The sequence below is a fragment of the Planococcus sp. NCCP-2050 genome (genome assembly GCF_023708025.1).
Lineage (GTDB): Bacteria > Bacillota > Bacilli > Bacillales_A > Planococcaceae > Planococcus.
The window spans coordinates 1,398,965-1,423,183 of sequence record NZ_BRCX01000001.1 but is presented as its reverse complement, the minus strand read 5'-3'; the positions used below and the strand labels follow the sequence as shown (position 1 = coordinate 1,423,183).

The 24,219-nt window shown below is 44.6% G+C and carries 29 protein-coding genes; 17 read left to right on the top strand and 12 right to left on the bottom strand.

Going from position 1 to position 24,219, the window contains the following annotated elements:
- Positions 1-43 precede the first annotated feature (43 nt).
- Positions 44-343 (top strand): AraC family ligand binding domain-containing protein, encoded by a 300-nt coding sequence (locus tag NFU07_RS07010; RefSeq protein ID WP_251476175.1) that lies wholly within the window; start codon positions 44-46, stop codon positions 341-343.
- 152 nt (positions 344-495) lie between these two features.
- On the opposite strand, the gene NFU07_RS07005 is transcribed toward NFU07_RS07010, so the two are convergent.
- Together NFU07_RS07005 and rluF are read right to left on the bottom strand one after the other, a co-directional pair.
- Positions 496-1,212: a DUF6904 family protein gene (locus tag NFU07_RS07005; protein ID WP_251476173.1), complete on the bottom strand. Its 717-nt coding sequence runs from the start codon at positions 1,210-1,212 to the stop codon at positions 496-498.
- A gap of 11 nt (positions 1,213-1,223) precedes the next feature.
- Complete coding sequence (rluF, locus tag NFU07_RS07000) at positions 1,224-1,931, bottom strand: 23S rRNA pseudouridine(2604) synthase RluF (protein ID WP_251476171.1); 708 nt, start codon at positions 1,929-1,931, stop codon at positions 1,224-1,226.
- 233 nt (positions 1,932-2,164) lie between these two features.
- Here rluF and adh point away from each other — a divergent pair, with 233 nt between their 5' ends.
- The 4 genes from adh (at position 2,165) to NFU07_RS06980 (ending at position 5,120) form a co-directional block, all read left to right on the top strand.
- The gene (gene adh, locus NFU07_RS06995; protein ID WP_251477141.1) at positions 2,165-3,685 is read left to right on the top strand and encodes an aldehyde dehydrogenase; all 1,521 of its coding nucleotides are present in this window, start codon (positions 2,165-2,167) and stop codon (positions 3,683-3,685) included.
- A 35-nt stretch (positions 3,686-3,720) separates the two neighbouring features.
- A complete protein-coding gene (locus NFU07_RS06990) occupies positions 3,721-4,083 on the top strand; it encodes a DUF779 domain-containing protein (protein ID WP_251476169.1) in 363 nt (120 codons plus the stop codon).
- A 253-nt stretch (positions 4,084-4,336) separates the two neighbouring features.
- Entirely contained in the window at positions 4,337-4,531 is a 195-nt protein-coding gene (locus NFU07_RS06985; protein ID WP_235197328.1) for a hypothetical protein, read from the top strand.
- On the top strand, positions 4,524-5,120 hold the full coding sequence (locus tag NFU07_RS06980) for a Fic/DOC family protein (protein WP_251476167.1): 597 nt from the start codon (positions 4,524-4,526) through the stop codon (positions 5,118-5,120). The genes NFU07_RS06985 and NFU07_RS06980 overlap by 8 nt, the downstream gene beginning before the upstream one ends.
- 24 nt (positions 5,121-5,144) lie before the next feature.
- Here the strand turns inward: NFU07_RS06980 and NFU07_RS06975 are convergent, their stop codons facing one another.
- Positions 5,145-5,966, bottom strand: coding sequence for an AAC(3) family N-acetyltransferase (locus NFU07_RS06975; protein WP_251476165.1), 822 nt, complete (start codon positions 5,964-5,966; stop codon positions 5,145-5,147).
- A gap of 126 nt (positions 5,967-6,092) precedes the next feature.
- On the opposite strand from NFU07_RS06975, the gene NFU07_RS06970 reads away from it, so the two are divergent.
- Positions 6,093-6,575, top strand: a complete 483-nt coding sequence (locus NFU07_RS06970; RefSeq protein ID WP_235197325.1) for an acyl-CoA thioesterase — start codon at positions 6,093-6,095, stop codon at positions 6,573-6,575.
- Between the two features lie 278 nt (positions 6,576-6,853).
- Complete coding sequence (locus tag NFU07_RS06965) at positions 6,854-7,066, top strand: hypothetical protein (protein ID WP_251476163.1); 213 nt, start codon at positions 6,854-6,856, stop codon at positions 7,064-7,066.
- A gap of 30 nt (positions 7,067-7,096) precedes the next feature.
- Here NFU07_RS06965 and NFU07_RS06960 read toward each other — a convergent pair whose 3' ends face one another.
- The 3 genes from NFU07_RS06960 to NFU07_RS06950 are packed head-to-tail and all read right to left on the bottom strand — an operon-like array spanning position 7,097 to position 9,605.
- Positions 7,097-8,116: an SEC-C metal-binding domain-containing protein gene (locus NFU07_RS06960; RefSeq protein ID WP_251476162.1), complete on the bottom strand. Its 1,020-nt coding sequence runs from the start codon at positions 8,114-8,116 to the stop codon at positions 7,097-7,099.
- 49 nt (positions 8,117-8,165) lie between these two features.
- Positions 8,166-8,690 (bottom strand): GNAT family N-acetyltransferase, encoded by a 525-nt coding sequence (locus tag NFU07_RS06955; protein ID WP_251476154.1) that lies wholly within the window; start codon positions 8,688-8,690, stop codon positions 8,166-8,168.
- A gap of 12 nt (positions 8,691-8,702) precedes the next feature.
- The gene (locus NFU07_RS06950; protein WP_251476152.1) at positions 8,703-9,605 is read right to left on the bottom strand and encodes an acetamidase/formamidase family protein; all 903 of its coding nucleotides are present in this window, start codon (positions 9,603-9,605) and stop codon (positions 8,703-8,705) included.
- A 139-nt stretch (positions 9,606-9,744) separates the two neighbouring features.
- Here NFU07_RS06950 and lepB point away from each other — a divergent pair, with 139 nt between their 5' ends.
- Positions 9,745-10,278, top strand: coding sequence for a signal peptidase I (lepB, locus tag NFU07_RS06945; protein ID WP_251476150.1), 534 nt, complete (start codon positions 9,745-9,747; stop codon positions 10,276-10,278).
- A 56-nt stretch (positions 10,279-10,334) separates the two neighbouring features.
- On the opposite strand, the gene NFU07_RS06940 is transcribed toward lepB, so the two are convergent.
- Positions 10,335-11,498: a pyridoxal phosphate-dependent aminotransferase gene (locus NFU07_RS06940; protein ID WP_251476148.1), complete on the bottom strand. Its 1,164-nt coding sequence runs from the start codon at positions 11,496-11,498 to the stop codon at positions 10,335-10,337.
- An 89-nt stretch (positions 11,499-11,587) separates the two neighbouring features.
- Between NFU07_RS06940 and NFU07_RS06935 the strand changes: the two genes are divergently transcribed.
- Positions 11,588-12,376, top strand: coding sequence for a carbon-nitrogen family hydrolase (locus NFU07_RS06935; RefSeq protein WP_251476146.1), 789 nt, complete (start codon positions 11,588-11,590; stop codon positions 12,374-12,376).
- Positions 12,377-12,428: 52 nt separating this feature from the next.
- Here the strand turns inward: NFU07_RS06935 and NFU07_RS06930 are convergent, their stop codons facing one another.
- Complete coding sequence (locus tag NFU07_RS06930) at positions 12,429-12,605, bottom strand: hypothetical protein (protein WP_251476145.1); 177 nt, start codon at positions 12,603-12,605, stop codon at positions 12,429-12,431.
- Between the two features lie 188 nt (positions 12,606-12,793).
- Positions 12,794-13,354 carry a GNAT family N-acetyltransferase gene (locus NFU07_RS06925; RefSeq protein WP_251476143.1) on the bottom strand — a complete coding sequence of 187 codons (561 nt, stop codon included), beginning with the start codon at positions 13,352-13,354 and terminating at the stop codon, positions 12,794-12,796.
- Between the two features lie 170 nt (positions 13,355-13,524).
- On the opposite strand from NFU07_RS06925, the gene NFU07_RS06920 reads away from it, so the two are divergent.
- Both NFU07_RS06920 and NFU07_RS06915 read left to right on the top strand, forming a co-directional pair.
- Positions 13,525-14,466 (top strand): carbohydrate kinase family protein, encoded by a 942-nt coding sequence (locus NFU07_RS06920; RefSeq protein ID WP_251476141.1) that lies wholly within the window; start codon positions 13,525-13,527, stop codon positions 14,464-14,466.
- 26 nt (positions 14,467-14,492) lie between these two features.
- Positions 14,493-14,945, top strand: a complete 453-nt coding sequence (locus NFU07_RS06915) for an OsmC family protein (protein WP_235197317.1) — start codon at positions 14,493-14,495, stop codon at positions 14,943-14,945.
- A 125-nt stretch (positions 14,946-15,070) separates the two neighbouring features.
- Here the strand turns inward: NFU07_RS06915 and NFU07_RS06910 are convergent, their stop codons facing one another.
- Entirely contained in the window at positions 15,071-15,748 is a 678-nt protein-coding gene (locus NFU07_RS06910; RefSeq protein WP_251476138.1) for an oxidoreductase, read from the bottom strand.
- Between the two features lie 141 nt (positions 15,749-15,889).
- Here NFU07_RS06910 and NFU07_RS06905 point away from each other — a divergent pair, with 141 nt between their 5' ends.
- The 5 genes from NFU07_RS06905 to NFU07_RS06885 all read left to right on the top strand — a co-directional run bounded on the left by NFU07_RS06905 (position 15,890) and on the right by NFU07_RS06885 (position 21,070).
- On the top strand, positions 15,890-18,010 hold the full coding sequence (locus tag NFU07_RS06905; RefSeq protein ID WP_251476137.1) for a type IA DNA topoisomerase: 2,121 nt from the start codon (positions 15,890-15,892) through the stop codon (positions 18,008-18,010).
- Positions 18,011-18,076: 66 nt separating this feature from the next.
- A complete protein-coding gene (locus NFU07_RS06900) occupies positions 18,077-18,289 on the top strand; it encodes a heavy-metal-associated domain-containing protein (protein WP_251476134.1) in 213 nt (70 codons plus the stop codon).
- 673 nt (positions 18,290-18,962) lie between these two features.
- Entirely contained in the window at positions 18,963-19,655 is a 693-nt protein-coding gene (locus NFU07_RS06895; protein WP_251476132.1) for a Na-translocating system protein MpsC family protein, read from the top strand.
- A gap of 121 nt (positions 19,656-19,776) precedes the next feature.
- Positions 19,777-20,283, top strand: coding sequence for a DUF2243 domain-containing protein (locus tag NFU07_RS06890; RefSeq protein WP_251476130.1), 507 nt, complete (start codon positions 19,777-19,779; stop codon positions 20,281-20,283).
- Between the two features lies 1 nt (position 20,284).
- Positions 20,285-21,070 carry a cytochrome c oxidase assembly protein gene (locus NFU07_RS06885; RefSeq protein WP_251476128.1) on the top strand — a complete coding sequence of 262 codons (786 nt, stop codon included), beginning with the start codon at positions 20,285-20,287 and terminating at the stop codon, positions 21,068-21,070.
- Between the two features lie 49 nt (positions 21,071-21,119).
- Here NFU07_RS06885 and NFU07_RS06880 read toward each other — a convergent pair whose 3' ends face one another.
- Together NFU07_RS06880 and dacB are read right to left on the bottom strand one after the other, a co-directional pair.
- On the bottom strand, positions 21,120-21,704 hold the full coding sequence (locus NFU07_RS06880; RefSeq protein WP_285835941.1) for a protein-L-isoaspartate(D-aspartate) O-methyltransferase: 585 nt from the start codon (positions 21,702-21,704) through the stop codon (positions 21,120-21,122).
- Positions 21,705-21,810: 106 nt separating this feature from the next.
- Positions 21,811-23,295 carry a D-alanyl-D-alanine carboxypeptidase/D-alanyl-D-alanine endopeptidase gene (gene dacB, locus NFU07_RS06875; protein WP_251476124.1) on the bottom strand — a complete coding sequence of 495 codons (1,485 nt, stop codon included), beginning with the start codon at positions 23,293-23,295 and terminating at the stop codon, positions 21,811-21,813.
- Between the two features lie 153 nt (positions 23,296-23,448).
- On the opposite strand from dacB, the gene NFU07_RS06870 reads away from it, so the two are divergent.
- Positions 23,449-24,126 carry a peptide-methionine (S)-S-oxide reductase MsrA gene (locus tag NFU07_RS06870; protein WP_251476121.1) on the top strand — a complete coding sequence of 226 codons (678 nt, stop codon included), beginning with the start codon at positions 23,449-23,451 and terminating at the stop codon, positions 24,124-24,126.
- Positions 24,127-24,219: the final 93 nt, after the last annotated feature.

Genomic DNA, 24,219 nt, shown 5'->3' with positions numbered 1-24,219 from the left:
GGTATGGATAAAGAAAGAAGGATGGAAGAAAGGAAGAGAAAAAATGGAAGTGATTGAAACACCCCACATGCTTGGAGAAAAGCAAAAGCATATCCAAAAATTAACTTCTTTCGAAAACACGACGATCGTGAATATCCAGTTGGAAAAAGAAGAGATAATTTTAGAGCATGACGTGGATGCAGACGTCATCATCATCGTAAAAAAAGGAAAGGTAACATTCAAAGTAGATAGGAAGACTGTCCAGCTGACCCCAGAAAATATGCTCCATATGAAGCCGAAAGAAAAACATAGTTTAAAAGCAGAAGAAGCAAGCGACTTGATCGTAATGCAAATCAAGCCATAAGAAAAGAGTTGTCCCAAAAGTAATTTGGGACAACTCTTTTACGGCGAAGCGATGCAACTCTTTTCCATGTCTGGAAGCTAGCGAAGCGATGCAGAGCCAGAGCCAGGAGCAATAGTACAACCCTACGCTTTATTGGACAACCCTTTTTTTGCTCACCAAACGATATCTTCCGGATATTCTGCTTGAAGCCGAATTTCGTGGATTGGGCGTTTTTCAGGATTGGAAGCCGCCAGTACCTGGTTGCGAAAAGCCAGATAATCTTTGTCCTGGGCAGCAAGTTTCAACGCAATTAACGGCAGCGTCTTCTCTTTTTGGACTTTAGGCATTTCAATGTATTTCAGATTTAAAAAATCGACGTATTGAATGGCGTAATCTTCTAAAGGAGGCGCTTCCTGGAACGTTTTCAAGATTGCCTGATATTCTTCTTCCGGCACTTGGCCGTGGAGGCAGTCAAGGATAAGTGCCTGGAAATGTTGAATAACCGGCAAATATACATCCCAATCAGTAAGCTTTGCTTGCTTACGGTGCAAGGCAGAAAATTCTTTTAAGGCAAGAGCTGCATATAATAGTTCAGGCCAAAGGATTTCGGTGGAGAAGTAAATGTTCTTATCCGGAGCGATAAAACCATGCTGTTTTTTCGTATGGTCATGGAGACCGTTGAATACGGATTCCACATTCCGGTCACCTTGGGCTGCATGCCGAATTTCATAGGCGATTCCAAGGATGCGCATACGGGAGCCGGCATAATCATAGTATTTGTTTTCATCGCCAATAATATGATAAATGGCCTGGTTTAATTCATCCAAGTCAAAATAATCACCGCTGATTTTAACGCCTGTGTGATTCGGGGTATTCATTAATGTGAGCATCCGCAAATCTCCTATCGTTTAGGTTTGTAATCCAATTCGGTGAAGAGTTCGTTTCGTTCGCTGTCGGATAGGTCCCGCCATTCACCGACCGGAAGATCTCCAAGGTGAATATTCATGATCCGCACACGCTGCAGATTCCGGACTTCATAGCCCAAAGCTTGGCACATGCGCCGGATTTGCCGGTTTAATCCTTGGCGGATCGTCAGGCGGAAAGTGAATTTTGACAGTTTCTCCGCTTTTGCCGGCAATGTAACCGTATCTAGAATCTCTACACCTTCAGCCATTTTTTTTAGGAAAGAATCTGTTACCGGCATATCAACTTTAACGATATATTCTTTTTCATGTTCATTTTCAGCGCGCAAGATTTCATTGACGATATCTCCATCGTTCGTCAGCAAAATCAAACCTTCGGAATCTTTATCGAGTCTGCCGACATGGAAAATACGCAGCGGATGATTGACGAAATCGACGATATTTCCTTTAATGTGGCGTTCGGTTGTACTAGTGATTCCGACCGGCTTATTCAATGCGATATAGACGTATTGCTGTTCAGGCTGCTCGATGATCTTGCCGTCTACCCGAACGACATCACCGTCTACCACTTTGCTGCCAAGTTCCGCTTTCTTATCGTTTATCGTAACGCGCCCGGCTTCGATGAATTTATCGGCGCCGCGGCGGGAGATGATGCCCGTTTCACTCAAAAATTTATTAATTCGCATAGGAAACTCCCTTTACTTCTGTAATTTCTTTCTGTTTTCATTATACCCTCTCTGTCATTTAAACAAAACGGCGCTGGGTTCAATAAAAGAAGTAAATAATGATTGCAATTTTCCGATTAATTTGACAATATAGAGTTGAAGCCTTTTCGTTTTCCCGTTATCTAAATTAAAAAAAATGAAAGCGGATACATCGAAAAGAGCAAACCAATCAAAGGGGTGGAGTATGAATGGTAATGGCATACGCAAGACCGAACAGTGATGGTGCAAAAAGTTCATTCAAAGAGAGATATGAAAATTATATAAATGGAGAATGGCGTGCGCCGGCAAAAGGCCAGTATTTTGACAACGTCTCTCCAGTCAACGGCAAGAAATTTACTGAAATCGCCCGTTCAACGGCAGAAGATATTGAAGCAGCTCTTGACGCTGCCCATGCTGCAAAAACAGCCTGGGGGAAAACGTCTACAACAGAACGTTCCAATATCTTGTTGAAGATTGCAGACCGGATGGAAGAAAATTTAGAGATGCTAGCTGTAGCTGAAACGTGGGACAACGGGAAAGCGGTGCGGGAAACGTTGAACGCTGATATTCCGTTAGCAATTGACCACTTCCGCTATTTTGCGGGCGTCATCCGTGCGCAGGAAGGCTCGATCAGCCAAATTGATGAAGATACTGTAGCTTATCATTTCCATGAACCGCTTGGGGTCGTAGGGCAGATCATTCCTTGGAACTTCCCGTTATTGATGGCTACTTGGAAATTGGCTCCTGCGCTTGCAGCCGGAAACTGCGTCGTCTTGAAACCGGCTGAACAAACGCCTGCGAGTATTTTAGTATGGGCAGAGCTTGTCGGCGATCTTTTGCCGCCGGGTGTCTTGAACATCGTCAACGGATTCGGCCTTGAAGCAGGGAAACCGCTGGCATCAAGCCCGCGCATCAGCAAAATCGCCTTTACGGGTGAAACGACAACAGGCCGTATGATCATGCAATACGCTTCGCAGAACCTGATTCCGGTTACGTTGGAGCTTGGCGGTAAATCACCGAATATTTTCTTCAAAGACATCATGGATGAAGATGATGCATTCCTTGATAAAGCGGTTGAAGGATTTGTCATGTTTGCGCTGAACCAAGGCGAAGTATGTACATGTCCGTCCCGAGTATTGATTCAAGAAGACATTTATGAAGAATTTATGGAGCGTGCATTGAAACGTGTCGCAGCCATCAAACTTGGCAATCCGTTAGATCCGGAAACGATGATGGGCGCTCAAGCGTCTCAGGAACAGATGGAGAAAATCATGTCGTATTTGGACATCGGAAAACAGGAAGGTGCGGAAGTGCTGATTGGCGGCGATCGCAATGTTATGGAAGGTGAACTGTCAGAAGGCTTCTACATTAAGCCGACGGTTTTCAAAGGCGACAACAAAATGCGCATTTTCCAAGAAGAGATTTTTGGGCCAGTCGTATCTGTAACAACGTTTAAGACAAAAGAAGAAGCGTTGGAAATTGCCAATGATACTTTATATGGATTAGGCGCAGGCATTTGGACGCGCGATACAAATACGGCTTACCGTTTCGGCCGCGGCATTCAGGCGGGGCGCGTCTGGACAAACTGCTACCATCAATATCCAGCCCACGCTGCTTTTGGCGGATATAAAATGTCCGGCGTTGGCCGCGAGAACCATAAAATGATGCTAGACCATTACCAGCAGACGAAAAACATGCTTGTCAGCTACAGCGACAACAAGCAAGGATTCTTTTGATCTGACTGGAATGGCTGATGAAAGAAGGGATTAGCATGGTCGAACGCGTAACAGCAACAGCTGCAGCGCTTGAATTGATTGAACTGCTGAAACAGAAGCACGGGCCAGTGATGTTCCATCAGTCAGGAGGCTGCTGTGATGGAAGCTCGCCTATGTGCTATCCGGAAGGGGATCTGTTTCTTGGCGACCAGGACGTACTGCTCGGCGAGATTGGGGGCACCAAGTTCTATATGCACAAGAACCAATTCGACTACTGGAGCCATACTCAGCTGATCATTGACGTTGTCGACGGGCGCGGCGGCATGTTTTCTCTCGAAGGAGTGGAAGGCAAGCGATTTTTGACAAGATCGAGGGCTTTCACTTCTGAAGAAACGAAAGAATTGCAAGAACAGGCGTGAAAAAGTGGCCAGCATTTGCTGGCTACTTTTTTTATGCCATTTTTAGCGAATCGCAAAATCTAAAAGGGGCTTATCTATTTTATGCAAAATTTCATGAGAATATGCTCAACTTTTATGATTTATGACCAACTTAGCCAACGCAATTTTGAGGCTAGCTAATCGTCGGAAAAAACCGGTTTTTTCCTTTCAAATCCAGTGGCCACAATGGATTTAAGCCTTAGAAAATGGTATAATTAAAGAATGAAAGGTGGTCATGATCTTGACGAAATTAGTAAACCGGGTCTCCCATGAACAAGCCAATCAAGCAATTTCCTATGCGTCGCATTCCTTGGTTACGGAGGGATTTGAAGTGACACATGACGACAAGAATTTTGTGCGGTCGGTCTTGACGGGTGAACAGACGGAAGCTCAATTCCATCGGGCCATCAAGATGAAATTCGATGTCTAAGTATCAGCACACCTCCATGTATTGCTACCCGGATTCGGACGTATTGATTAATCTATTCGATATAACAGATGAGGAAAAGCTGAAAGAGCTGGAAAAAGTGTATACGCTTTTCCGGCTTTCCGAGCTAAAGATCAATCCGCCGAAAAAGCCGGCGAATATGGATGCTTTTTTGGGAATTCATCGCTATATTCTGCAGGATGTTTATCCGTTTGCTGGAGAATTGCGAAGAGAGATGATCTCCAAAGGTTCTTCTTCTTTTGCGCATCCTCAATTTATTGAGCCTGAACTGAAGAAGATTTTTCAAGCTTTAAAAGAAGAAGATTATTTGTACAATCTGCCGCGTGAGGAATTCATTTCCCGGCTGGCTTATTATTTAGCAGAGCTGAATGCTCTTCATCCATTCCGAGAAGGCAATGGACGAACAACCCGCGAGTTTGCCCGGCAGCTTGCATTAAACGCTGGGTATCAGCTGGATTGGGAGAAGATTCCCGGCACTGCTGAAATTATCAATGCGTTTGTGGACTCCTTTAATGCCAATAACGACAAACTTGAAAGCATATTGGATGAAATCATTTCGGTTCAAGCGTAAAGCCGGTCCACAAATGGACCGGCTTTACGTTTGCGGCGTTTCAGGAGGAGCGGGATGTTCCCGGAGCCACTTGATGCCAAATTCGATGAGCGGCTGCATATCGGCAATTTTCACCGCCGCTTGGCCAAGTGTGCCTTCCTGAATTCGGCCAGGGTAATCTTTTACGAGCTCCGGAAAGCGGTCAGAGTCCATGTCTACGCAGTCATAGCTGCACCAGACGCGCTTTCCATTTTCTAATAAGGCAGCACCTTGAGGCGAAGTGGTGCGATTCTCTTGCATGAATTCTGCATAATGCAAAGCGGTGCAAGAATCAAAGCCTGTGCCGATCAAGAGAATCTTAACGGGTTCTTTCAGCATTTTTTCAAGCGGCGATCCAACGCCAAAAGATTCTTCCAGCGGCTGTTCTCGCATCCACTCAGAAGCCATGTTGCCCCAGGCGATAAAGGAATGCGAAGGGTGGGGGCTGCGAATCGTGCCCGGATGGCGGTGGAAGCATTCCGCAATTTTGCCCATGCCGCGCATTTCACTTAAAAAAGGATCGAATGCCGGCAAATTTTCCCGAATTGGCTGATGCCAGTTCTCAGGGACTGGGGGATTCATCCAATAGACGGGATCTGAGTTGTCCGTAGACTGCGAAGGCATCACTAATGTGCCGTCAGCTGTAATGGTCTCTACTAACGCTTCTACAACAGCCTGTGCGCCTCCAGCAATCCATCCCATGGATTTAAGCGAGGAATGGACCATGACGTTGTCGCCAGCTCCAAATCCTAGCCTATGTAATTGTTTTTTTAATGTGTCTTTCGATTGGAATTCAGGTGTGTTTAAAATATTCAGCAATTCACTCATTTTTTATTCCCCCTCATTTTCACTATAGCATAATCGTGAAACTTGCTGTTTTGCATTCAGCGCGCTAGCATTGAGAAGGGAATTCAATCAGGTTTACCGATAGAATCAACGAAAGGAATGTAGAAAATGGAAGCAAAACCAATGAAAGAATCAAGAACGATCCAAACGAAGCTGGTATTGCCGCCGGATACGAATCATATGGATTCGATCTTTGGAGGAAAAGTATTAGCCTATATTGATGAAATTGCGGGAATCGCAGCGATGAAGCATTCGAGCCGCCAAGTGGTCGTTACAGCTTCAATTGACTCTGTGGACTTTTTATCTTCTGCCCATGTTGGAGACGTGTTGGAATTGGAAGCCAATGTGACTTCTACTGGACGGACTTCTATGGAAGTATATGTCCGTGTTAAATCACAGAATTTGCAGACTGGCGAGGAAAAACTGACGACCGAATCGTTCCTGACTTTAGTAGCCATGGGCGATGATGGAAAGCCTACTCCTGTACCGGCTGTCATCCCGGAATCTGAAGGCGAGAAGCTTTTCTTCGAAACGGCTCCTGCCCGAAGAGAATACCGGAAAATGCGCGCTAAAACTCCAAAAACCCAATGAAAAAAAGTGCCCCGAGTGTTCTCGGAGCACTTTTTTCATGTATGTGAGAAGATTTCTTCTCTCCCATGAAAACTTATCCACATGTGCATAAGTGAAAAAAACAGAGTTATTCCACATAAAAACTGTATAACTTTTCAGAAATGTGTATAAGATCCTTTTTTTTGCCGAAATATCAAGATTTTATCCGTTTTTGTTCGATTTCCCTAAAGTTATCAACAAGGGTGAATTCTTCAATCCGTTGAAGGGTATGTAGAGAGAAATGCAAAGGAGGACGGAAAATGCAAATCGTATTGAAAATCCTAAAAGCCTTGGGTTTAACCATTTTTGCGTTGGGAATTTTAGGTTCGATGGCTACAACGTTGAATTTCCTATTTCAGTTCACTGAGAGTTCTTGGTTGGGTATTCGTTTTTTGAGGCTGTATTTGTTTTTAACGGTTATTGGCATACTTATTTATATATTGATCCAGTTTCGGAGAAAGCCTGGAGAATGAAAAAAGCAGCCGAGGCTGCTTTTTTACTGTTTATTTTTTTGCTAATAATTCTTCGAAATAAGCACCGAATTCTTTTGAACGTTTTAGGATAGTGCTTGAAGAAACACCGAATTTCTCGCTAAGGTCCTTAGGAGCAAGCATCGGTCCATCGATCAATTCATGATCCTGAAGGAATCTCCAGTAACCGGCAACCAAGGCTTCCGGTTTTTGGACCGTCGGCTGCTGGCTAACCAAGTAGCTGTTCAAGATGCTCGTCACGTTATCGACAGTTTCTTTATCGAATTCCGCTTGAGCGATATGGCTGCGAAGTCCGGCCATAACCGATTCATGTTCCGGTGAAAGTTCAATGCTTTCTTCAACTGTTCCAGTTGAATATTTAACGATATGTTCCACTACAGTCAGGTAATTATCTGTAATGTACTGGCTGCCGTCGCTAGCATTGGCAGTGTCCATCGCCGCTTTCAATTGTTCAAAGAAAGGAGCAAATTCGCCAACGACTGTCAAATAGCCGTTAAGGAATAAAGCGCCATTTTCGCCAATGCGCGCATCTGGAAGCAAGATAGCAAGCAAGCCTTGTCCATCTTCCATATCCGTTGGAGGCTGATCAGTCATTTGATAAAGCTCTCCTGTGAACGAATCTTTAAATTGGGCAGATTCTTCATTGCCTTGAATGTATTGTCCAAGGAATACGCGGACGTCTTTCCAGTTTTGAAGAACTTCTTTCGTCGTCGGACGCTGTGCAAGCTCAATTTGCTTCATCAAGAAATCTTCCCAAAGTTCGGGTTTCTGCATGAACAAGAAGTTCTCGATTACAAAAGCCTGAGCATCGTTTTCTGCCATCGATTCCATTAACCGGGGCTGCCATTCCTGCTGAAGCTGACGGAAAGCCGGTAATTGTTCCTGATTCGGATTTTCCGAAAAGAACTGTTGGCGTACTTTGAATAATTCTTCGTTCACCAAATCATTAATTGAAACGGATTGTTGTTTTCCGTGACATTTTTTATATTTTTTGCCGCTGCCGCATGGGCACGGGTCATTTCTTCCTACCATTCTAATCACCTACATTTTTTCTTGAGTGTAACACAAAATGGCGTTCCGCTCAAAAGTCGGAAGGTTCTGACGCCAATTTGCCGTATAAATACATATCGAATCGCTTGCCGTCACGCTGTAGAAATTCACGGAAAACGCCTTCTTTTTGAAAGCCTAATTTCTCGTAGATTGCAATCGCGGGTTTATTGTATTCAAATACAGTGAGCTGCAGGCGATGCAGATTCAATTCATTCCAAGTATAATTCATCAGCAGCTTCATCGCTTCGGTGCCGCAGCCGCTGCCTTGATAATCAGAACCAAGAGCGATTGACAGCCAGCCGACACGATGCGGCCATTCAATGTCTTCAATGGCGCATACGCCCATGAAGTTCTCGTTTTCAAGCGGCCGGATAGCGAAGCGGAAATCCCGATTGGAATTTTCATGAAGCCATTCCTCTGCTTGTTTTTCCGGAATTTCGCGGATTGGTGAGGAATTATAATTGCGGCCGAACCCCGCTTCGCTGTTCCATTTCCTGTACTCAGGCAAATCTTCAGCCCGCATGGCGGTCAAGCGGATTTTTTCACCGATAAACATAAAAATTCTCCTTTAAGCAAATAATTTTATTTGGAATGAATCAAGAATGTGCTGCGGCACAAAGAAACGGACAGTCACAAGCGGATCAACCACTTGGCTGATTTGTGTTTCTCCCGCTGCGCTCATTAACATGGTCATTTCACTGACGCTCAAATCGGTATAAGGCAAAAGCAAGTCAATGGTTTCTTCGACGGCGATTTTCACCGCTTCGTCCAGCGTCATTGCCGATACAAGAAGTGCAAGGCCATCATCATTTTGAAGAATCGGGTAATTGGGATGCACGCCTTTGATCAAGTCGAAAGTGACAGTCGCCCGTCCAGGCACTTCAATACCGGAAACACTGACTTCACCGTCACCCATTGCGGCATGGAAATCCCCAAGTGCAAAAAGGGCGCCATCAGTGAAAACAGGGAAGTAGAGAGTTGCACCTTTTGTGATCAGTTTGGTGTCCATATTGCCGCCGTGCGCACCAGGCGTTCCGCAAGAAACGGGTTTGCCTTCCGGTGCAACGCCGATTACGCCGATCATCGGATTCAGCGGCAATTGAACGAGGTCGTTAAATACGGCTTGTCCATTGCGGATCGGAATGATTTTAGCTTCCATTTTCTCAAGTCGATGGCCCATTACGCCGAGTTCGGGACCCGTGACCATAACGCCTTGGTCCCCAATTTCCAAATCATCGATTGTCACTTTCAGCAAGTCGCCGAATTGTGCTCCTTCAATGAAGATAGGGCCGGTGGCGGGATTGATGGCATTCCAGTCAATGGCAGCCACTTCCTGGTCTTCGGATTGAATCTGATTTTTAAAGCAGTCATAAGTTTCAATCGCTACCGTTTCTCCCGGTTGAACGCGAAGCACGGGGGCGTTTAATTGAGAAAAGCTGTAAATGACATCTTGGGTCGATAAAGTTTTCATGGCAGCCACTCCTTTTTTATAATATTTACACAATTGTAGCAAGACAAAGCCTCAATAGCAAAAGCCTAAAAGCTGAAGTGCATAGCGGAAAAGTCTGTAGTAAGATAAAATTACCATTAATTTTAAAGGAGGGATTCCAGTGGTGCCTTATTCAGTGGAGACATTGATCGCATGGATGAAAGTCATTTTTTTAACGGCGCTGATTGTCCTGGTGTTCCGTGAGTTTTTGTTTGAACCGGTTTCGGTCCATGGCCATTCCATGATGCCGACATTTGAAGAAGATGATAAAGTCCTCCTGGCTAAAATAAGCGGAATCGATCATTTCGATTTGATCGTGTTTCAAGCTGCAGACGATAAAAACTTGATTAAACGTGTGATCGGATTGCCCGGTGATCGGGTGGAGATGCGCAATGATCAATTGTATTTAAATGGAGAAGCGGTGGAAGAGCCGTATTTGGAAGAAAATCGGGAATGGGCAAAGCTGCATGGATTTCCATTTCTGACGAGCGATTTCGGGGAGTTCCTTGTGCCGACAGGCTGTTATTTTGTGCTTGGGGATAATCGCTTGAACAGTGTAGATTCGCGGACGATCGGCTTCATTTTGGAAGATGCTGTTATCGGTGAGGCAAAGCTCCGCATTTCGCCATTTAAACATTTCGGTTTATTAAAATAACTAAAATACGAAAAGGCCCCGGATTAACTCATCCGGGGCCTTTTCGTATTTGCTAATTAAAATAGGTTTAATTTTTCAATCCGTTGGACGGCTTCGACAATCCGGTCTTCTGGAACCAGCAAACCGACCCGGACATAGCCTTCGCCGCTTTGACCGAAGCCGCTTCCTGCCGCTACCGAAATATCGGCGTTCGCCAGTAGATGATCTGCGAATTCGACGCTGGTGAACCCATCCGGGACAGGAAGCCAGGCAAAGAAAGAGCCTTTTGGCGCTTCCGTCTTCCAGCCGATGCGGGCGCATTCTTGCTCAAGTACCGATCGGCGACTTTCATAAGTTTCAAGCAGCTCCGCCACACATTGCTGGTCGCCGGTAAGCGCTTCTGCAGCAGCGAGCTGAAGTGCAGGCGACTGTCCGGCAAAGAAATGGTCCTGGATCAGGTTGAGTGCTTCGATGATTTTGGAATTGCCGACAGCAAAGCCGATGCGCCATCCAGCCATATTATACGTTTTTGATAAGGTATACATTTCCACCCCAATGTCTTTCGCTCCTTCTGACTGCAAGAAACTCGGCGGCTTCACGCCATCGAATCCGATAGCTGCATAGGCAAAATCGTGGACGACGGCCATCTGGTTCGCTTTTGCAAATTCCACTGTTTCATCGAAAAAGGCACGGTCTGCAACTGCTCCGGTCGGGTTATTGGGGTAATTCAAATACATGAGCTTCGCTCGTTCGATTACGGAATCAGGAATTTCCTCAAAGTTAGGCAAATACCGGTTTTCGGCTTTTAACGGCACCGTTTCAAACTGCGCATCAGCTAAAGGCACACCCGAAAGATAATCCGGATAGCCTGGATCCGGAAGCAGCATCAAGTCATCCGCATTTAAAAAGGCGAGCGGCAATTCCACCAGGCCGATTTTTGTGCCGCCGAGAATGGCTACTTCCAAATCGGGGTCAATGTCGACATCGTATTCGCGTTTGTAGAAATCAGCAGCTGCTTGACGCAGTTCGCGGATTCCGCGGAAGGGAGCGTATTTATGGTTTTTGGGATCTGCTACGGCTTCCTGCATCGCCTTAATAATATGGGAAGGTGTGGGCTGGTCTGGATTTCCTTGGCCTAAATTGATGACGTCGCGGCCTTCTGAAATCGCCATGCTGGTTTCGGCAGCCAGTTTTGAAAAGAATTGCTGCGGCAATTGCTGCAGCCTGTTGGAAAATTCCATGGATAGGCCCTCCTTATTTTCTAAATAATTGCACATCTACTCCAAATCTTATAGAGTTGAAGATAAATTGTCTACTGGAGGAGAAGAATATGAAGCTTGCATGTATACAGATGGATATCGCTTTTGGCGATCCTGAAGCGAACTTCCAAAAAGTCAGGGGCTATCTGGAAGAGGCAGCGGCAAATGGAGCAGATACGATAGTTTTGCCGGAAATGTGGAACACAGGTTATGCGCTGACAGAACTCGAGGCGCTGGCTGATGGCACAAAGCGGACGGAAAAATTTCTCGCAGATTTTGCAAAAAAACACAAAGTGAATATTGTAGGAGGATCTGTTTCAACTCAAAAAGGACAGGGATTTTACAACACGATGTATGTGGCTGATAAAGCAGGGGAAGTAGTGGCGGAATATGATAAAGCCCATCGCTTCGGATTGATGGACGAACACATCCATTTAGAAGAAGGAGAGGCGCTCGGCATTTTCTCTTTGGAAGAAACACAGTGTGGCGGCGTCATCTGCTACGATATCCGTTTTCCGGAATGGATCCGGGCACTTGCACTTAACGGAGCGAAAGTTATCTTCGTGCCGGCGGAATGGCCGTTGGCACGTATCGATCATTGGCGAATTTTGCTGCAGGCAAGAGCGATTGAAAACCAGTGCTTTATCGTCGCAGTTAATCGCATCGGAAAAGATCCGAAAAATGAATTCGGCGGCAGTACGATGATTATTGCTCCTTGGGGAGAAATCCGTTTGGATATGGCATTGCAAGAAGGCATTGGCTATGAAGAAATCGATTTAAACGAAGTGGAAGAGGTCAGAAAGCGGATCCCGGTCTTTGAAGACCGCCGCGAACCCCTATACGAAAAGTATAAATTATAAAACGAAGAGCCGCCTTGTGAAAAGGCGGCTCTTCGTTTTGGATATCTCTTACTTAAAAAAGCTTTAAATCTTGGAAAAGCGAGACTGTGAGAATGACTGTCAGTAAAGTCCCAGCAGAAGTTAAAGTCACTATCTTTCGGCTGCTTTGCTTTTTTTCAGGTTTTGAAAACTCCTGGATGGCAACATACCATACGGCAATGGATAATAGAGCGATCATCAAAATGACCATAGCTATGTCCTCCTTTTTTCAAATCATTAGATTTCTGGCAGTTCTTTGTCTATAAAAACAGAAGAGAATTTTGATTTTTCAATCAAAATAGTTAAAAATATCATAACATATATTTCCTGTTATAAAACCTATTTTCCAAATTTAGTATAAAAATTTTGTTTTCTCTTGGCTATCTTCGATTTTACTGCTTAGATGGTTTTCACCATGTGGTGAAAAGGTTCACCGATAATGGTCCATGGTTCTGTAATGGCAAAACCGAGGCGATGGTACAAGCGGATTGCACCTTCTTTTTCAAGGTCGACGTTGAGGGCAAGTTTTCCGCCGCCATTTTTTGCGACGATCGTTTCGGCATACTCGAATAGCCGGCTGCCGATTCCTTGTCCTTGAAAAGCGGGATCAACGGATACGGTATCGATATACCATTCGTCTAAATGGGCTTCGGGCTCGATGGTGCGCGCATGTCCTTCTTGTTTAAGCTGTTCGATTAAATAGCGGTCTAATGCTTCCGCGTCTTTTCCGTGATAGAGGACTAAAATTCCAGCAATCGACTGATCCACTTCCGCTACATAAGTAAATCGATGGCTATGCCGCGTATGTTCTCCTTCAATCATGGCTTGAAGTTTCTGTAAAATTTTCTCGGGTTGGTTTTCCGCTGTCATATGATCGGCGATTTCGCCGATGGCATTAACGATGAGCGGGGCAATGGCTTGACTGTCGTCTGGTCTCGCTTGTCGAATTTGGAAATTCATAAAATCGCTCCTTTTACTTGCTATCTGGCTGCTATGCTTGAAATAATAGAGAGTGTGCATATTCGTTTATTCATGCACTTATTCTACTGGCGTTTCATCCAGTATATCGGAAAAAATATTTTTATGGAAAGCGGCTGAATTGAGCCGCGATTATCAGGAGGCACAGCTACATGGGAAATACGAAGCACGTCCTTGTTTATGGGGATGCTTTTGTTGATTATATTGCAAAGACGATCGAGAACAATTCTTTCAACCGGCATTTAGGAGGTGCTACCGTCAATGTAGCTGCCGGCGTCAGCAGACTCGGTATCCCTTCGGCATTTATCACCATTTCAGGGGATGATGAAACTTCTGCTTTTGTCAGAGAGGAATTGGAAAGAGAAGGCGTCAATTTAGCCTACTCGGTTTTATTGCCGGAAAAGCGGGTCAGTGGGGTTTACGTGCATTTGACGCCTGAGTTTGACCGCATATTCGCCAAGTATGAAAATGACACGCCGGATCTTCAAGTGATGAAAGCCGACTTGCAGGAAGAAGCTTTTGAAAATGCCAGTGTCTTTCATATTTGCTCTGGTACAACTTTTCATCCGGATGCTTTGTCTACCACATTGCAAGCGATGAATATGGCGAAAAAACATGGGGCACTTTTTTCGTTCGATGTCAACATCCGGCCGCTTCGCTGGGAAAGCGAAAAGCAATGCCGAGAAACGGTAAAAGGGTTTTTGCCGTCTGTGGATGTATTGAAACTTGCTAAAGAAGAGGCAATTTTCTTGATGGAAACGGCGACTTGGGAAGAAGGCGTTGACCGCCTTTCTGAGTTTCAGATTCCTTTGGTTTTTGTAACTGATGGTGAGAACGGAACCTATGCCATCTTTGAAGGGGAGATTCTTCACATCCCGGTCGTGCCGGTGAAGCCGGTCGATACAACAGGAGCAGGAGACGCATTTATGGCGGGAATTCTGCGTCATATCCATTTGAACGGCTTGCCTGCAACACGTGAAGAAGTCATGGAATGCGCTCATTTTGGCAATAAACTCGGTGCCATCTGTACGACAAAACCGGGTGCTTTGACCGCTCTTCCGCGGCTCGAAGAGTTGAATGATTTTTTTGATTGAGTGATTTAAGCAAAGGAGAGATGGGAATGGCAAAGCATCGTTTTCATTTAACAGCGAATTGGCCAGGATTGCGGAATGATTCTGGAGAAATTGAAGCAGGCAATCTAAAGACGAAAATTTCGATTCCGCCCGAGATGGACGGCCCTGGAATCGGGACGAATCCGGATGAAATGCTCCTCGGCGCAGCCGCAACTTGTTACATCATCACTTTGGCGGCAATGATGGAGCGCAGCAAACTGGAAAAAGAATCATTGACGATGGAAGCGGAAGGGATTGTAGATGTGACGAATGGTGTATTCACGTATGAACGCATCATTCATCGTCCCCATGTCGTATTGAAACAGGACGCTTCAGAAAAAGATGTATCATTAGCTAAAAAGCTCGCCGAAAAAGCAGAGTCGTCTTGCATGATCAGCCGGGCGATCAAAGGCAATGTAGAAATCGAATTGCAGCCTACGATTGTTTTGGCAACTCAATGAAAAGGCAAAAGCCGACGGGAAGCATCGCTTTCCGTCGGCTTTCGTTGATAGAGAATGAAGTATGAAAATTAGACTTGCGCTTTTTGATGTCCAGACTTCAGCGCTTATCGGGCACTTCCGCTTTTCTATTTTTCCAGGCTTTGGTTTCTGATTTCATGGATCTGGTCAGAAGGATAAGTGAAAGGGCCGGCCAAATGGGTTTGGCCGATAACATACATGGCATAAGCTACTCTCCGGGCTCTGACTGGCTTGTATCTTTTCAGTTTGCCCAGCATGAATGGACTATAAATCGGACTTAAGACGCTGGCAAGCTTTTCCCCAAGGCGGAATTCTTTGCGGTCGCCAAGCAGCAGCGATGGCTGGAATATATGGAGCGCCGGCAGCTGCAATTTCTTCAAATCCCTTTCCAATTCGCCTTTTGTGCGGCTGTAAAATACTTTAGAAGCTGCATTTGCACCAAGTGCGGAAACGACAAGGAAATTATTCACGCTATGCTGTTTTGCGAGTTCCGCCAATTTCAAAGGATATTCATAGTCCACTTTTCGAAAGGCTTCCTGCGAGCCGGCTTTTTTAATGGTAGTCCCTAGGCAGCAATAGACATCGTTTACATTCAAATGTTCTTCATAATTTCCAAGCCGATTGAAATCGACCAGGACTTGCTCAAGCTTCGGGTGCTGAACGTCTATATATTTTCGAACTAAAATTTTCACGGATTCATAATTAGAGCTTTCAAGCAGAAAATGCAATAACTCATGTCCCACCAGACCACTGGCTCCGGCAAGTAATGCGGACTTATTTTCCATTCTCATCTACTCCTTCAAGCTTTTTTATATTGTACAGCTATTTTCATAAAAACAATAGGTCGAGCACCAGCTTTTGCTTTGTTTATTTACTTGAAGGAGTACAATAAAGATAAAGAACAACGAAGTGAAAGGACGAAATAGATGAAACCCGTTATCGTAGCCGAAAAGCCGAGTCAGGCAAAAGCATATGCTGAAGCGTTTAAGACGACAAAACGCGACGGCTATATGGAAGTGGCACCCGATCCGATTTTTCCGGAAGGAGCTTACATCACTTGGGGAATTGGCCACCTGGTGGAATTAAAGGAACCCAAAGCCTATGATCCAAAATGGAATAGATGGTCTCTTGCTGCTTTGCCCATTTTGCCTGAGCGCTATCAATTTCAAATAGCACGAGGCAAAGCCCAGCAATTCGGTGTGATTAAAAAGCTGATCCAGCAGACCGATACCGTCATCAACGCCTGCGATGTAGACCGGGAAGGCTCTAATATCTTCTACAGTATTTATTATCATACCGGCGCTAAAGGGAAAACCATCCTGCGCTTATGGATCAATTCCCTGGAAGTCGATGAAGTGCGGAAAGGATTCCAGCAGCTTCGGGACAACCGGCAGGATCTTTTGCTATATCAGGAAGCGAAAGCCCGGCAAATCAGCGACTGGCTGGTCGGCATGAACGGCTCCCGTTTGTATTCGCTGCTGCTCCAGGAAAAAGGAATCCGTGAAGTGTTTGCAATCGGCAGGGTCCAAACGCCGACAGTCTTCCTTATTTATCAGCGGGAAAAAGAAATTGAAGCTTTTGTGCCTGAGCCTTTCTATGAAATCGAAGGCATCTTCAAAGCGGAAAAAGGAAAATACAAAGGCAAGGCAAAAATCAAAGCAAAAGAACGGCAAGAAGCGGAAGCCCTGCTATTGAAGCATCAAATCACCGGCTTGGAAGACGGCTTGGAAGACGGCTTAGTAAAGCAGCTGAAAACGACAGAAAAACGGATTCAGCCGCCGCTTTTGCATTCATTGTCCACCTTGCAGGCTGCTGCAAACCGGAAATGGAAATACAGCCCTGCTAAAGTATTGTCGGTTATGCAAGGCTTGTATGAAAAAAAACTGGTCAGCTATCCGCGTACGGACGCCCAGCATATCACGCCTGCTGAGTTCAGTTATTTGGCGAATCAGGTGGAAGCGTACCAAAAATTAATCGGTGCGGAATTTCCTGTAGCTTCGCGGTCGCCGAAAAAACGCTTTGTCGATAGTGCGAAAGTGCAAGAACACTACGCCATCATCCCGACAAAGTCGATTCCGACTGCCCGGAAATTGGAAGGGCTCGCCAAAGACGAGCGCAATTTATACGAGGAAGTGCTGCGGACATCGCTTGCGATGTTCCATCGCGATTACCGCTATGCAGAAACCAAAGTCACGACCGATGTTAAAGGCCTCGATTTCTTTACGACGGGAAAAACCGATTTGGAGCAGGGCTGGAAAGAATTGTTTCCGCCAGCGAAAGAAGCAAAAGCGGAGCCGTCTTTGCCGGAACTTCGGGAACAGGAACCGGTAAACGCGAAAGTGGAAATCAAAGAAGGCATGACAACACCTCCTAAGCCCTACACGGAGGGGCAATTGATCGCTATGATGAAAACATGCGGGAAATTGGTGGAAGATGCAGAAGACACCGAAATCCTAAAAGAAATCGAAGGTCTTGGAACAGAAGCGACGCGAAGCGGCATCATCGAGACCATCAAGCGGCATGAATACATTGAAGTGAAAAAGAATATTGTCTCCATTACCAATAAAGGGCGCATCCTTTGCCAATCGATTGAAGGCAATCTGCTTTCCAGTCCCTCGATGACTGCGAAATGGGAAACGTATTTGAAGAAAATTGGCAAAGGGGAAGGCTCTGCTGAGGTGTTTTTGGCAACAATCGCGAAGTTTATCCAAAAATTGCTGGACGAAGTGCCGAACCAAATGAAAACCAACGGCTTGCCGGAAAAAATGCCGGATTTGGAAGGCAAAGATGAAATTGCGGTTTGCCCAAGATGCCAAAAAGGCAAAATTGTTTTTCGAAGAGGATCCTTTAACTGTACGGAATACGAGAATGGCTGCAAGCAATCGTTTCCTGCCATTTTCGCGAAGAAACGACTGACGGCCAAACAAATCGAGTATTTGTGCACAAAAGGAAAAACGCCTGTCATCAAAGGCTTTGTTTCAAAAAACGGTAAGAAGTTCAGTGCTAAATTAGTGCTTGAAGAGGGAAAAATTAAAATGGAATTTTAAGGAGCTTTTCAAAATCAGAAATTCGGGTAAACATAAGAAACGATTTACTCGAAAGGATGATGGAAGATGGCGACTATGACCATTTATGTAAAAGAGGCAACAGCAGAAAATCCCATTCAAGTACTTGAAACGATGTTAATGGGCATGGAGGAAATCGAACGGGCCCTTGTCGATACAGAAGAAGGCGAAGTGAAAATCACTTACGACGACGCGCAAATCGGCGAGGATCAGATTGTTAAAAGAATCCAGTTGGAAGGATTCGAAGTGAGGGAACAGTAAGTACCCAGTTTCCTTTACGTTAGTGGAAAAGTAATGTAAACTGAACTTACTCAGAAAACAATAGAGTTTCTGATATGCCCTAGTATCACTTGCATTCAGTTGCCATTCCAACTTTAAATTCATATCCACTACTATATTTTGGTACGATGCTGCAGACAATAGAGCTGTTAGCAAAGCCGAAAAGAATCTTTATGATTCTTTTCGGCTTTTTTTCGGTTTGTCTTAAAAAAGGGATGGAAAAAAGCATTGTTTCATTGAATATATGCAAAAAGATTAATGGAAGAGAATGTGCGGGAGATAAATGCAAATTTTAAAGGCTATTGGAAATCGGGAATTTACAAATACTCAGGCATATCCAACGGCTTGAGGTGCAGAACATTACCAGCTTTCTCAGAGTAGAAAAAGTTTCAAATTAAAATGGATTGAAGCACCTCCAAGTTTTACACTAGCTGTTCCCTTTCTTTCTTTTCCTTTTTATTGGAAATATTGGAGAGCGATTGTTTGAGGGAGGTCAAACGATGTATAGAGCAGCTAAAGAAAAGAAACTTGAAGGTTTTAGTTTTTTTGTTGTCGGAAAGCATGGGGCATTAACGGATTTGCATTTTTTCTCCTTTGTTTCCATCTCATAAAAAAACCATGTTAACGACTTTTCGGGGAAAAAGGAGCATATACCATGTCTACAGAAAAAATGATTCAAAAAGAAATCGGGAGCTACATTTCTACTTTGCTGCGCAATTACTTTGGCAAAGGCCCGATTTCTGTTTATGTGACAGTGGCCGACCGCTACATCACAATTCATCTCCGTGGCTTTTTATCGCAAACAGAGAAAATACTTTTAAAACAACAGGAAATAAAGCGTGTTTTGGAAATCCGGAATTTATTGATGAAAGACTTGAAACCAGAAATTAAACTGCATTTGTATAAAATTGGGCAGTTTTCGGTATCTGAAATTTATACCGATTGGAATGTGGATGACCAAACTGGACTCATCTTTGTCATCTTAAAAGAAAAAACGAAACAGGCTGCGTTGCCTTGGCCTGCTAAAGTAGATGAATCAGCTGTCTACCGGGAAGTGATGATTTCCAGTGAGACTGCCCAGAAGGTTCCGGATTCCATTAACATCAGCTGGTTGAATAACCGGACAATCTTAATAAAGCGTTCCGGAATTTTCATGAAAATTGAAGCAGAATTAATTGAAGACGGTTATATAGAGCAATTGAAACAGGCGAAAAGGCGGCTTGAAAAGAAATTGCTGAAGCAAAGCGCATTAGAGGAGCTGCTTCGAAGGAAAATTGAAGAAATCTATCTTGATTGGAATTTTAAAGAAGATGAAGGATACATAATTTTGCTGCTAGAACCTCAGTAAGCAAGAAAACGCTTTGTGTTGGCATCAGCGTTTTGTTTGAAAGGGAATCGGGTATAAGTCATCAAAAATAACTCCATGAAAAATAGATTTTTTTCACTACTCTGGTCATAAGGAGGATGCTATGCCTGCCAACAGCCTAAACTCTATCGCATATGCCAATAAGAAGAATCGAGTGGTTTTCAAAGCACGCAATTTTTGGTCTGGGTTGTTATTCGGTGTTGGATTAGCAGCTTTTATCGATGAAGTGGGTTTTCACCTTCTGCTGCAATGGCATCATTTCTATGATCAGTCCACTTTGGCAGTCGGTTTATTGTCGGATGGATTGTTTCATGCTTTTGGCTGGTTTGCGACAATCAGTTCTCTCTTTTTATTCGCGGATCTTCGGCGAAGAAATGCGTTATGGGGGAAAAGGTGGATCGGAGCTATGCTATTTGGGTTAGGGGCATTTCAATTATATGATGGGTTGGTGCAGCATAAGCTTTTAAGACTTCACCAGATTCGCTATAATGTCGACATTTTCCCATATGATCTGGTGTGGAATATTGCTGGAGCAAGCGTGCTTGGAATAGGGGCTTTTCTATTGCTGCAGACCCGCAAAGCGTTGAAGAAGCCGAAAGAGGAAGAATGAGATGACGCAACATCTAGAGAATGGTTCCGTCGTCCAGTTCTTGGTTGTCGTACTTTGTCTGGCACTGATTGCAGCTTATGTCCACGCTGCTCTCTTTTCGAGCAGATCTTACCGGAAATGGCCGATATATCGTACCGTTCTATGGGTTTTTGCTCTATTGATGATTGCCTTTTCCGTCGGAGGATTCGGAACTGCTGGGCAGTCACATGCTTTTACAGACCATATGTGGATTCACTTAATGCTTGGGATGGCAGCTCCTTTACTCGCCGTGCTGGCAGCTCCCATGACCCTGCTCTTGCGCACGCTTCCCGTTGGGGCAGCAAGAAAAGTATCGCATTTCCTGAAGAGTCCATTGCCTGTATTCATCTCCCATCCCGTTACAGCAGGGGTACTGAATACAGGCGGCATGTTCGTTTTATATCGGAGTGAGCTATATAGCTTGATGGATGCCTCTCCTTTGTTGAATGGATTAATTCATCTTCATCTTTTTATGGCAGGCTACCTGTTCACGGCAGCAATTCTTTGCATAGATCCGTCTCCGCATCGTGTCAGTTATCTCGCGCGCGCAATTTTGCTGATTCTTTCACTGGCTGCGCATGGCATTTTGTCGAAAATGATTTATGCGTTTCCGCCTGATGGTACAGCGCTTGCTGACGCACAAGCGGCAGGAAAGTTGATGTACTACGGGGGAGATATCGTCGATGCCTTTTTGATTGGCCTTTTTTGCTGGAAATGGTATCAAGCTGCCCGTCCTCGACAATTGTTGAAGGAAATCGGAGAGAAATAAAAAAGCTATGGCCGCAGTTTTTTCTAGAAACTGCGGCCATAGCCTTTCGTTATTCGTATTTTCCCTTCAGCGGCACAAATCTAACATAATTTAAAGTAGTGGTAGTCAATTTTCCTTGTTCATTTTTTTCTACGAGTTTCAATTTCTGGACCACGGCGCTGCCGATCGGAATCAGCATTTTCCCGCCCGGCTTTAATTGGTCGACTAACTCTTGCGGCATTTCGGAGGCAGCAGCAGTCACCATGATCCGGTCAAAAGGCGCTTTTTCTTTCCAGCCTGCACTGCCGTCATCCAGTTTAAAGTAGATATTTTGGAAACCGGCTTTTTGGAGGCGTTCTTTTGCTCGCGTGTGTAATTCTTCGATTCTTTCTACGGTGTAAACCGTTTTTGAAAACTCAGCGAGCAATGCAGTTTGGAATCCGGAACCGGTGCCGATTTCAAGAACCGCAGAATCCTTTTGGAGATTTAATGCCAGCGTCATTTCCAACACAAGGGAAGGCTGGGAGATTGTCTGCTCATACCCAATGGGAACCGCTTCATCCAGATGGGCTGCTTCTTTATGGATATCCATAAAGAAGCTCCTGTCCAATTCGCGGAAATAAGATAGAATCTTTTCTTTGCGGCCTTCTTCCATAGCGCTCACTCACTTTCCAAAAGTGGAGTTCGATCATGAAAAACAGCTAGCAGCATGCACTTTATATCTTTATTTTAATAAAAAGCAGCAGAATTGCCTAATCCGATTACTTGGTTTTCTTTGAATTGGCGATGGTTGAAGCTAGGCGGTCAATGACCGGCACTGTGCTGGATTTTGTATTTTGGGTCAGGATGGAATAAGTCAGCCATTCGCCGTCTTTTGTTTTGATGTAGCCTGAAAGGGCGCTGACGTTATTCAAGCTCCCGGTTTTGGCAATAACATTGCCTTTCGCTGCCCCTGTCGTCAAACGCTGGCGCAATGTGCCGCCGACAAATCGTTCTTTCGCTCCTGCGACCGGAAGGCCTTTCAGGTAGCTGTTGTACCAAGGTTCGGAACGGACATGGATCAACAATTTACTCAATTCTTTTGAAGTGGTTTTATTGGCATGGGACATTCCGGAAGCATCTTCGAATTTCCATTTGCTTGTATCCAAGCCGATGGAAGCCCCGTATTCACGCATTACCTTCAGGCCTGAATTCCAACTGCCATCCCCATAAACTTTTTTGCCCATTTCTTTCGCTAATACTTCGGCATGAGTGTTATTGCTGAGTTTTAAAAATGGCACCATCAATTGCTTTAGAGGCATTGAATTTTTGGTCAATAAAACACGTGCATTCGATGGAGTTTTGCCTGATACCGTTTTTGAGGTGGCAACAAAACGAATCCCTTTTTCCGAAAGTGACTTTTTGAAGACATCCAAAGCATAAGCGGTTGGATTTGAAACAGCTATCCATTCTTTTGTCCCGTCATTGCCGATTGGTGCATTCCCGGTAATGACCACTTTTTTTGTCCCATGTTGGCGCACAATTTTTAAGGTGTTGCGGGATCCTTTGGCAACCGTTTTTGATTTATTGATGATCTGAACGACGTTTGTTGCAGGAGTTAAAGTGATTTTTGCCGGTTTTCCTTGGCTTGATGCTTTCGCATGCACGATGACCGATCCTGTATCGTAATCGGTATTTGGCGATAAGCTCAACGCGGAGATTTGAGCAGCGTAATAATAGGATTCATCTTCTTTTGAAATTCCGGGAGACAAACGGTCAGCGTCATACCAAGTGTCATCGCCGATTAAATGGCCGGATAAACGTTTAACTCCGCGTTTGGAAAGTATAGAGGCAAAGGCATCGAAATCTTTTTTCAAAAGAGTTGGGTCCCCTTGTCCGCGAAGATAGAGATTGCCGTATAAAGTTCCTTTTGAAACAGAGCCATTTGTCAAAACTTGTGTAGTGAAGCGGTGGTTTTCACCAAGCGTCTCCAAGGCGGCCGCGGCCGTCAAGGTTTTTATGGTGGAAGCCGGTGTGACCAGTTGGTTCGGATTTTTTTCGTATACGACTTCACCTGTTGCTGCATTCTGGACCGTGACGCTATGGGTAACACCCTTTAAGCGATTGTCTTTCAAGACGGATGCGGCAGAACTTTGAAGTGAAGAGTATGGGGAAGCTGCATCAGCGGATGGAGCCATAAATGCGGAGCCGCTCAAGAAAACAGCGAAAGCGACCAACCCTGCCATGAGTTTTTTTTGGATTTTCATAATTTCCTCCTAAAATTTTTTTAAATTTATTCCATTTTATCATGAAATTATCAGATAATACTGTAATTATTAAAATCTTTTTTGTAAAATACACCCAAACTTTTCAATTGCACATCAATATGTTCTAATGGAAGCAATTGAGGAGGTAGAGAAATGGCCGAAGAATTAACGATTCGAATCATTGAACAAGGATTGACGGCAACGGCAGAAACTATTGAAACCGCTACATTTGGAATGGGGTGTTTTTGGGGGCCAGAAGCCCGTTTCGGAAGCCTCCCTGGAGTCATCCGTACACGTGTAGGATTTTCTGGAGGAACTTCTTTAAATCCAAGCTACCGAAAAATGGGTGATCACACAGAAACGGTGGAAGTTGACTTTGATGCAGCGGTTCTTTCGTATGAAGAAATACTTCTGCACTTCTGGAACAACCATTATCCGAACCGTGATCAATACAAAGGACGGCAGTATATTTCTTTGATTCGCTTTCGGAGCCCTGAGCAAGAACGAATGGTTGAGAAAGTAAAACGGCAAATGGAGCAGAAGATAGGCGAAGAAATTGAGACCGATATTGGGGCTTTCACTGATTTTACATTGGCCGAAGAAAGGCATCAGAAATACTATTTAAAGCGTTATCCGAAAGCGATGGAGCAATTAGCGCCTTTATATCCAGATGTTGGACTGCTGGCCGATTCTACGTTTGCAGCCCGGCTGAACGGCTTTGTCAAAGGCTTCGGAAATCGCCAAAATCTTAAATCAGAGATTACGGGGTGGAATATTGCTCCTGAATACCAGGAAATCCTGATCAATAGATTGATGGCAATGAAATGGTGAGGAAAAGGGCTGTCCAATAAGTCTCTATTTGACTTATCAGACAACTCCTTTTTCTCGCTTATTTATTATTTGGGATGCGATGTTATTGGGATT

What these genes read in the sequence shown, in the direction of transcription:
- NFU07_RS07010 (WP_251476175.1), top strand. Translation starts at nt 44, where the DNA reads ATGGAAGTGATTGAAACACCCCACATGCTTGGAGAAAAGCAAAAGCAT.
- NFU07_RS07005 (WP_251476173.1), bottom strand. Translation starts at nt 1,212, where the DNA reads ATGCTCACATTAATGAATACCCCGAATCACACAGGCGTTAAAATCAGC.
- rluF (WP_251476171.1), bottom strand. Translation starts at nt 1,931, where the DNA reads ATGCGAATTAATAAATTTTTGAGTGAAACGGGCATCATCTCCCGCCGC.
- adh (WP_251477141.1), top strand. Translation starts at nt 2,165, where the DNA reads ATGGCATACGCAAGACCGAACAGTGATGGTGCAAAAAGTTCATTCAAA.
- NFU07_RS06990 (WP_251476169.1), top strand. Translation starts at nt 3,721, where the DNA reads ATGGTCGAACGCGTAACAGCAACAGCTGCAGCGCTTGAATTGATTGAA.
- NFU07_RS06985 (WP_235197328.1), top strand. Translation starts at nt 4,337, where the DNA reads ATGATCTTGACGAAATTAGTAAACCGGGTCTCCCATGAACAAGCCAAT.
- NFU07_RS06980 (WP_251476167.1), top strand. Translation starts at nt 4,524, where the DNA reads ATGTCTAAGTATCAGCACACCTCCATGTATTGCTACCCGGATTCGGAC.
- NFU07_RS06975 (WP_251476165.1), bottom strand. Translation starts at nt 5,966, where the DNA reads ATGAGTGAATTGCTGAATATTTTAAACACACCTGAATTCCAATCGAAA.
- NFU07_RS06970 (WP_235197325.1), top strand. Translation starts at nt 6,093, where the DNA reads ATGGAAGCAAAACCAATGAAAGAATCAAGAACGATCCAAACGAAGCTG.
- NFU07_RS06965 (WP_251476163.1), top strand. Translation starts at nt 6,854, where the DNA reads ATGCAAATCGTATTGAAAATCCTAAAAGCCTTGGGTTTAACCATTTTT.
- NFU07_RS06960 (WP_251476162.1), bottom strand. Translation starts at nt 8,116, where the DNA reads ATGGTAGGAAGAAATGACCCGTGCCCATGCGGCAGCGGCAAAAAATAT.
- NFU07_RS06955 (WP_251476154.1), bottom strand. Translation starts at nt 8,690, where the DNA reads ATGTTTATCGGTGAAAAAATCCGCTTGACCGCCATGCGGGCTGAAGAT.
- NFU07_RS06950 (WP_251476152.1), bottom strand. Translation starts at nt 9,605, where the DNA reads ATGAAAACTTTATCGACCCAAGATGTCATTTACAGCTTTTCTCAATTA.
- NFU07_RS06940 (WP_251476148.1), bottom strand. Translation starts at nt 11,498, where the DNA reads ATGGAATTTTCCAACAGGCTGCAGCAATTGCCGCAGCAATTCTTTTCA.
- NFU07_RS06935 (WP_251476146.1), top strand. Translation starts at nt 11,588, where the DNA reads ATGAAGCTTGCATGTATACAGATGGATATCGCTTTTGGCGATCCTGAA.
- NFU07_RS06930 (WP_251476145.1), bottom strand. Translation starts at nt 12,605, where the DNA reads ATGGTCATTTTGATGATCGCTCTATTATCCATTGCCGTATGGTATGTT.
- NFU07_RS06925 (WP_251476143.1), bottom strand. Translation starts at nt 13,354, where the DNA reads ATGAATTTCCAAATTCGACAAGCGAGACCAGACGACAGTCAAGCCATT.
- NFU07_RS06920 (WP_251476141.1), top strand. Translation starts at nt 13,525, where the DNA reads ATGGGAAATACGAAGCACGTCCTTGTTTATGGGGATGCTTTTGTTGAT.
- NFU07_RS06915 (WP_235197317.1), top strand. Translation starts at nt 14,493, where the DNA reads ATGGCAAAGCATCGTTTTCATTTAACAGCGAATTGGCCAGGATTGCGG.
- NFU07_RS06910 (WP_251476138.1), bottom strand. Translation starts at nt 15,748, where the DNA reads ATGGAAAATAAGTCCGCATTACTTGCCGGAGCCAGTGGTCTGGTGGGA.
- NFU07_RS06905 (WP_251476137.1), top strand. Translation starts at nt 15,890, where the DNA reads ATGAAACCCGTTATCGTAGCCGAAAAGCCGAGTCAGGCAAAAGCATAT.
- NFU07_RS06900 (WP_251476134.1), top strand. Translation starts at nt 18,077, where the DNA reads ATGGCGACTATGACCATTTATGTAAAAGAGGCAACAGCAGAAAATCCC.
- NFU07_RS06895 (WP_251476132.1), top strand. Translation starts at nt 18,963, where the DNA reads ATGTCTACAGAAAAAATGATTCAAAAAGAAATCGGGAGCTACATTTCT.
- NFU07_RS06890 (WP_251476130.1), top strand. Translation starts at nt 19,777, where the DNA reads ATGCCTGCCAACAGCCTAAACTCTATCGCATATGCCAATAAGAAGAAT.
- NFU07_RS06885 (WP_251476128.1), top strand. Translation starts at nt 20,285, where the DNA reads ATGACGCAACATCTAGAGAATGGTTCCGTCGTCCAGTTCTTGGTTGTC.
- NFU07_RS06880 (WP_285835941.1), bottom strand. Translation starts at nt 21,704, where the DNA reads ATGGAAGAAGGCCGCAAAGAAAAGATTCTATCTTATTTCCGCGAATTG.
- dacB (WP_251476124.1), bottom strand. Translation starts at nt 23,295, where the DNA reads ATGAAAATCCAAAAAAAACTCATGGCAGGGTTGGTCGCTTTCGCTGTT.
- NFU07_RS06870 (WP_251476121.1), top strand. Translation starts at nt 23,449, where the DNA reads ATGGCCGAAGAATTAACGATTCGAATCATTGAACAAGGATTGACGGCA.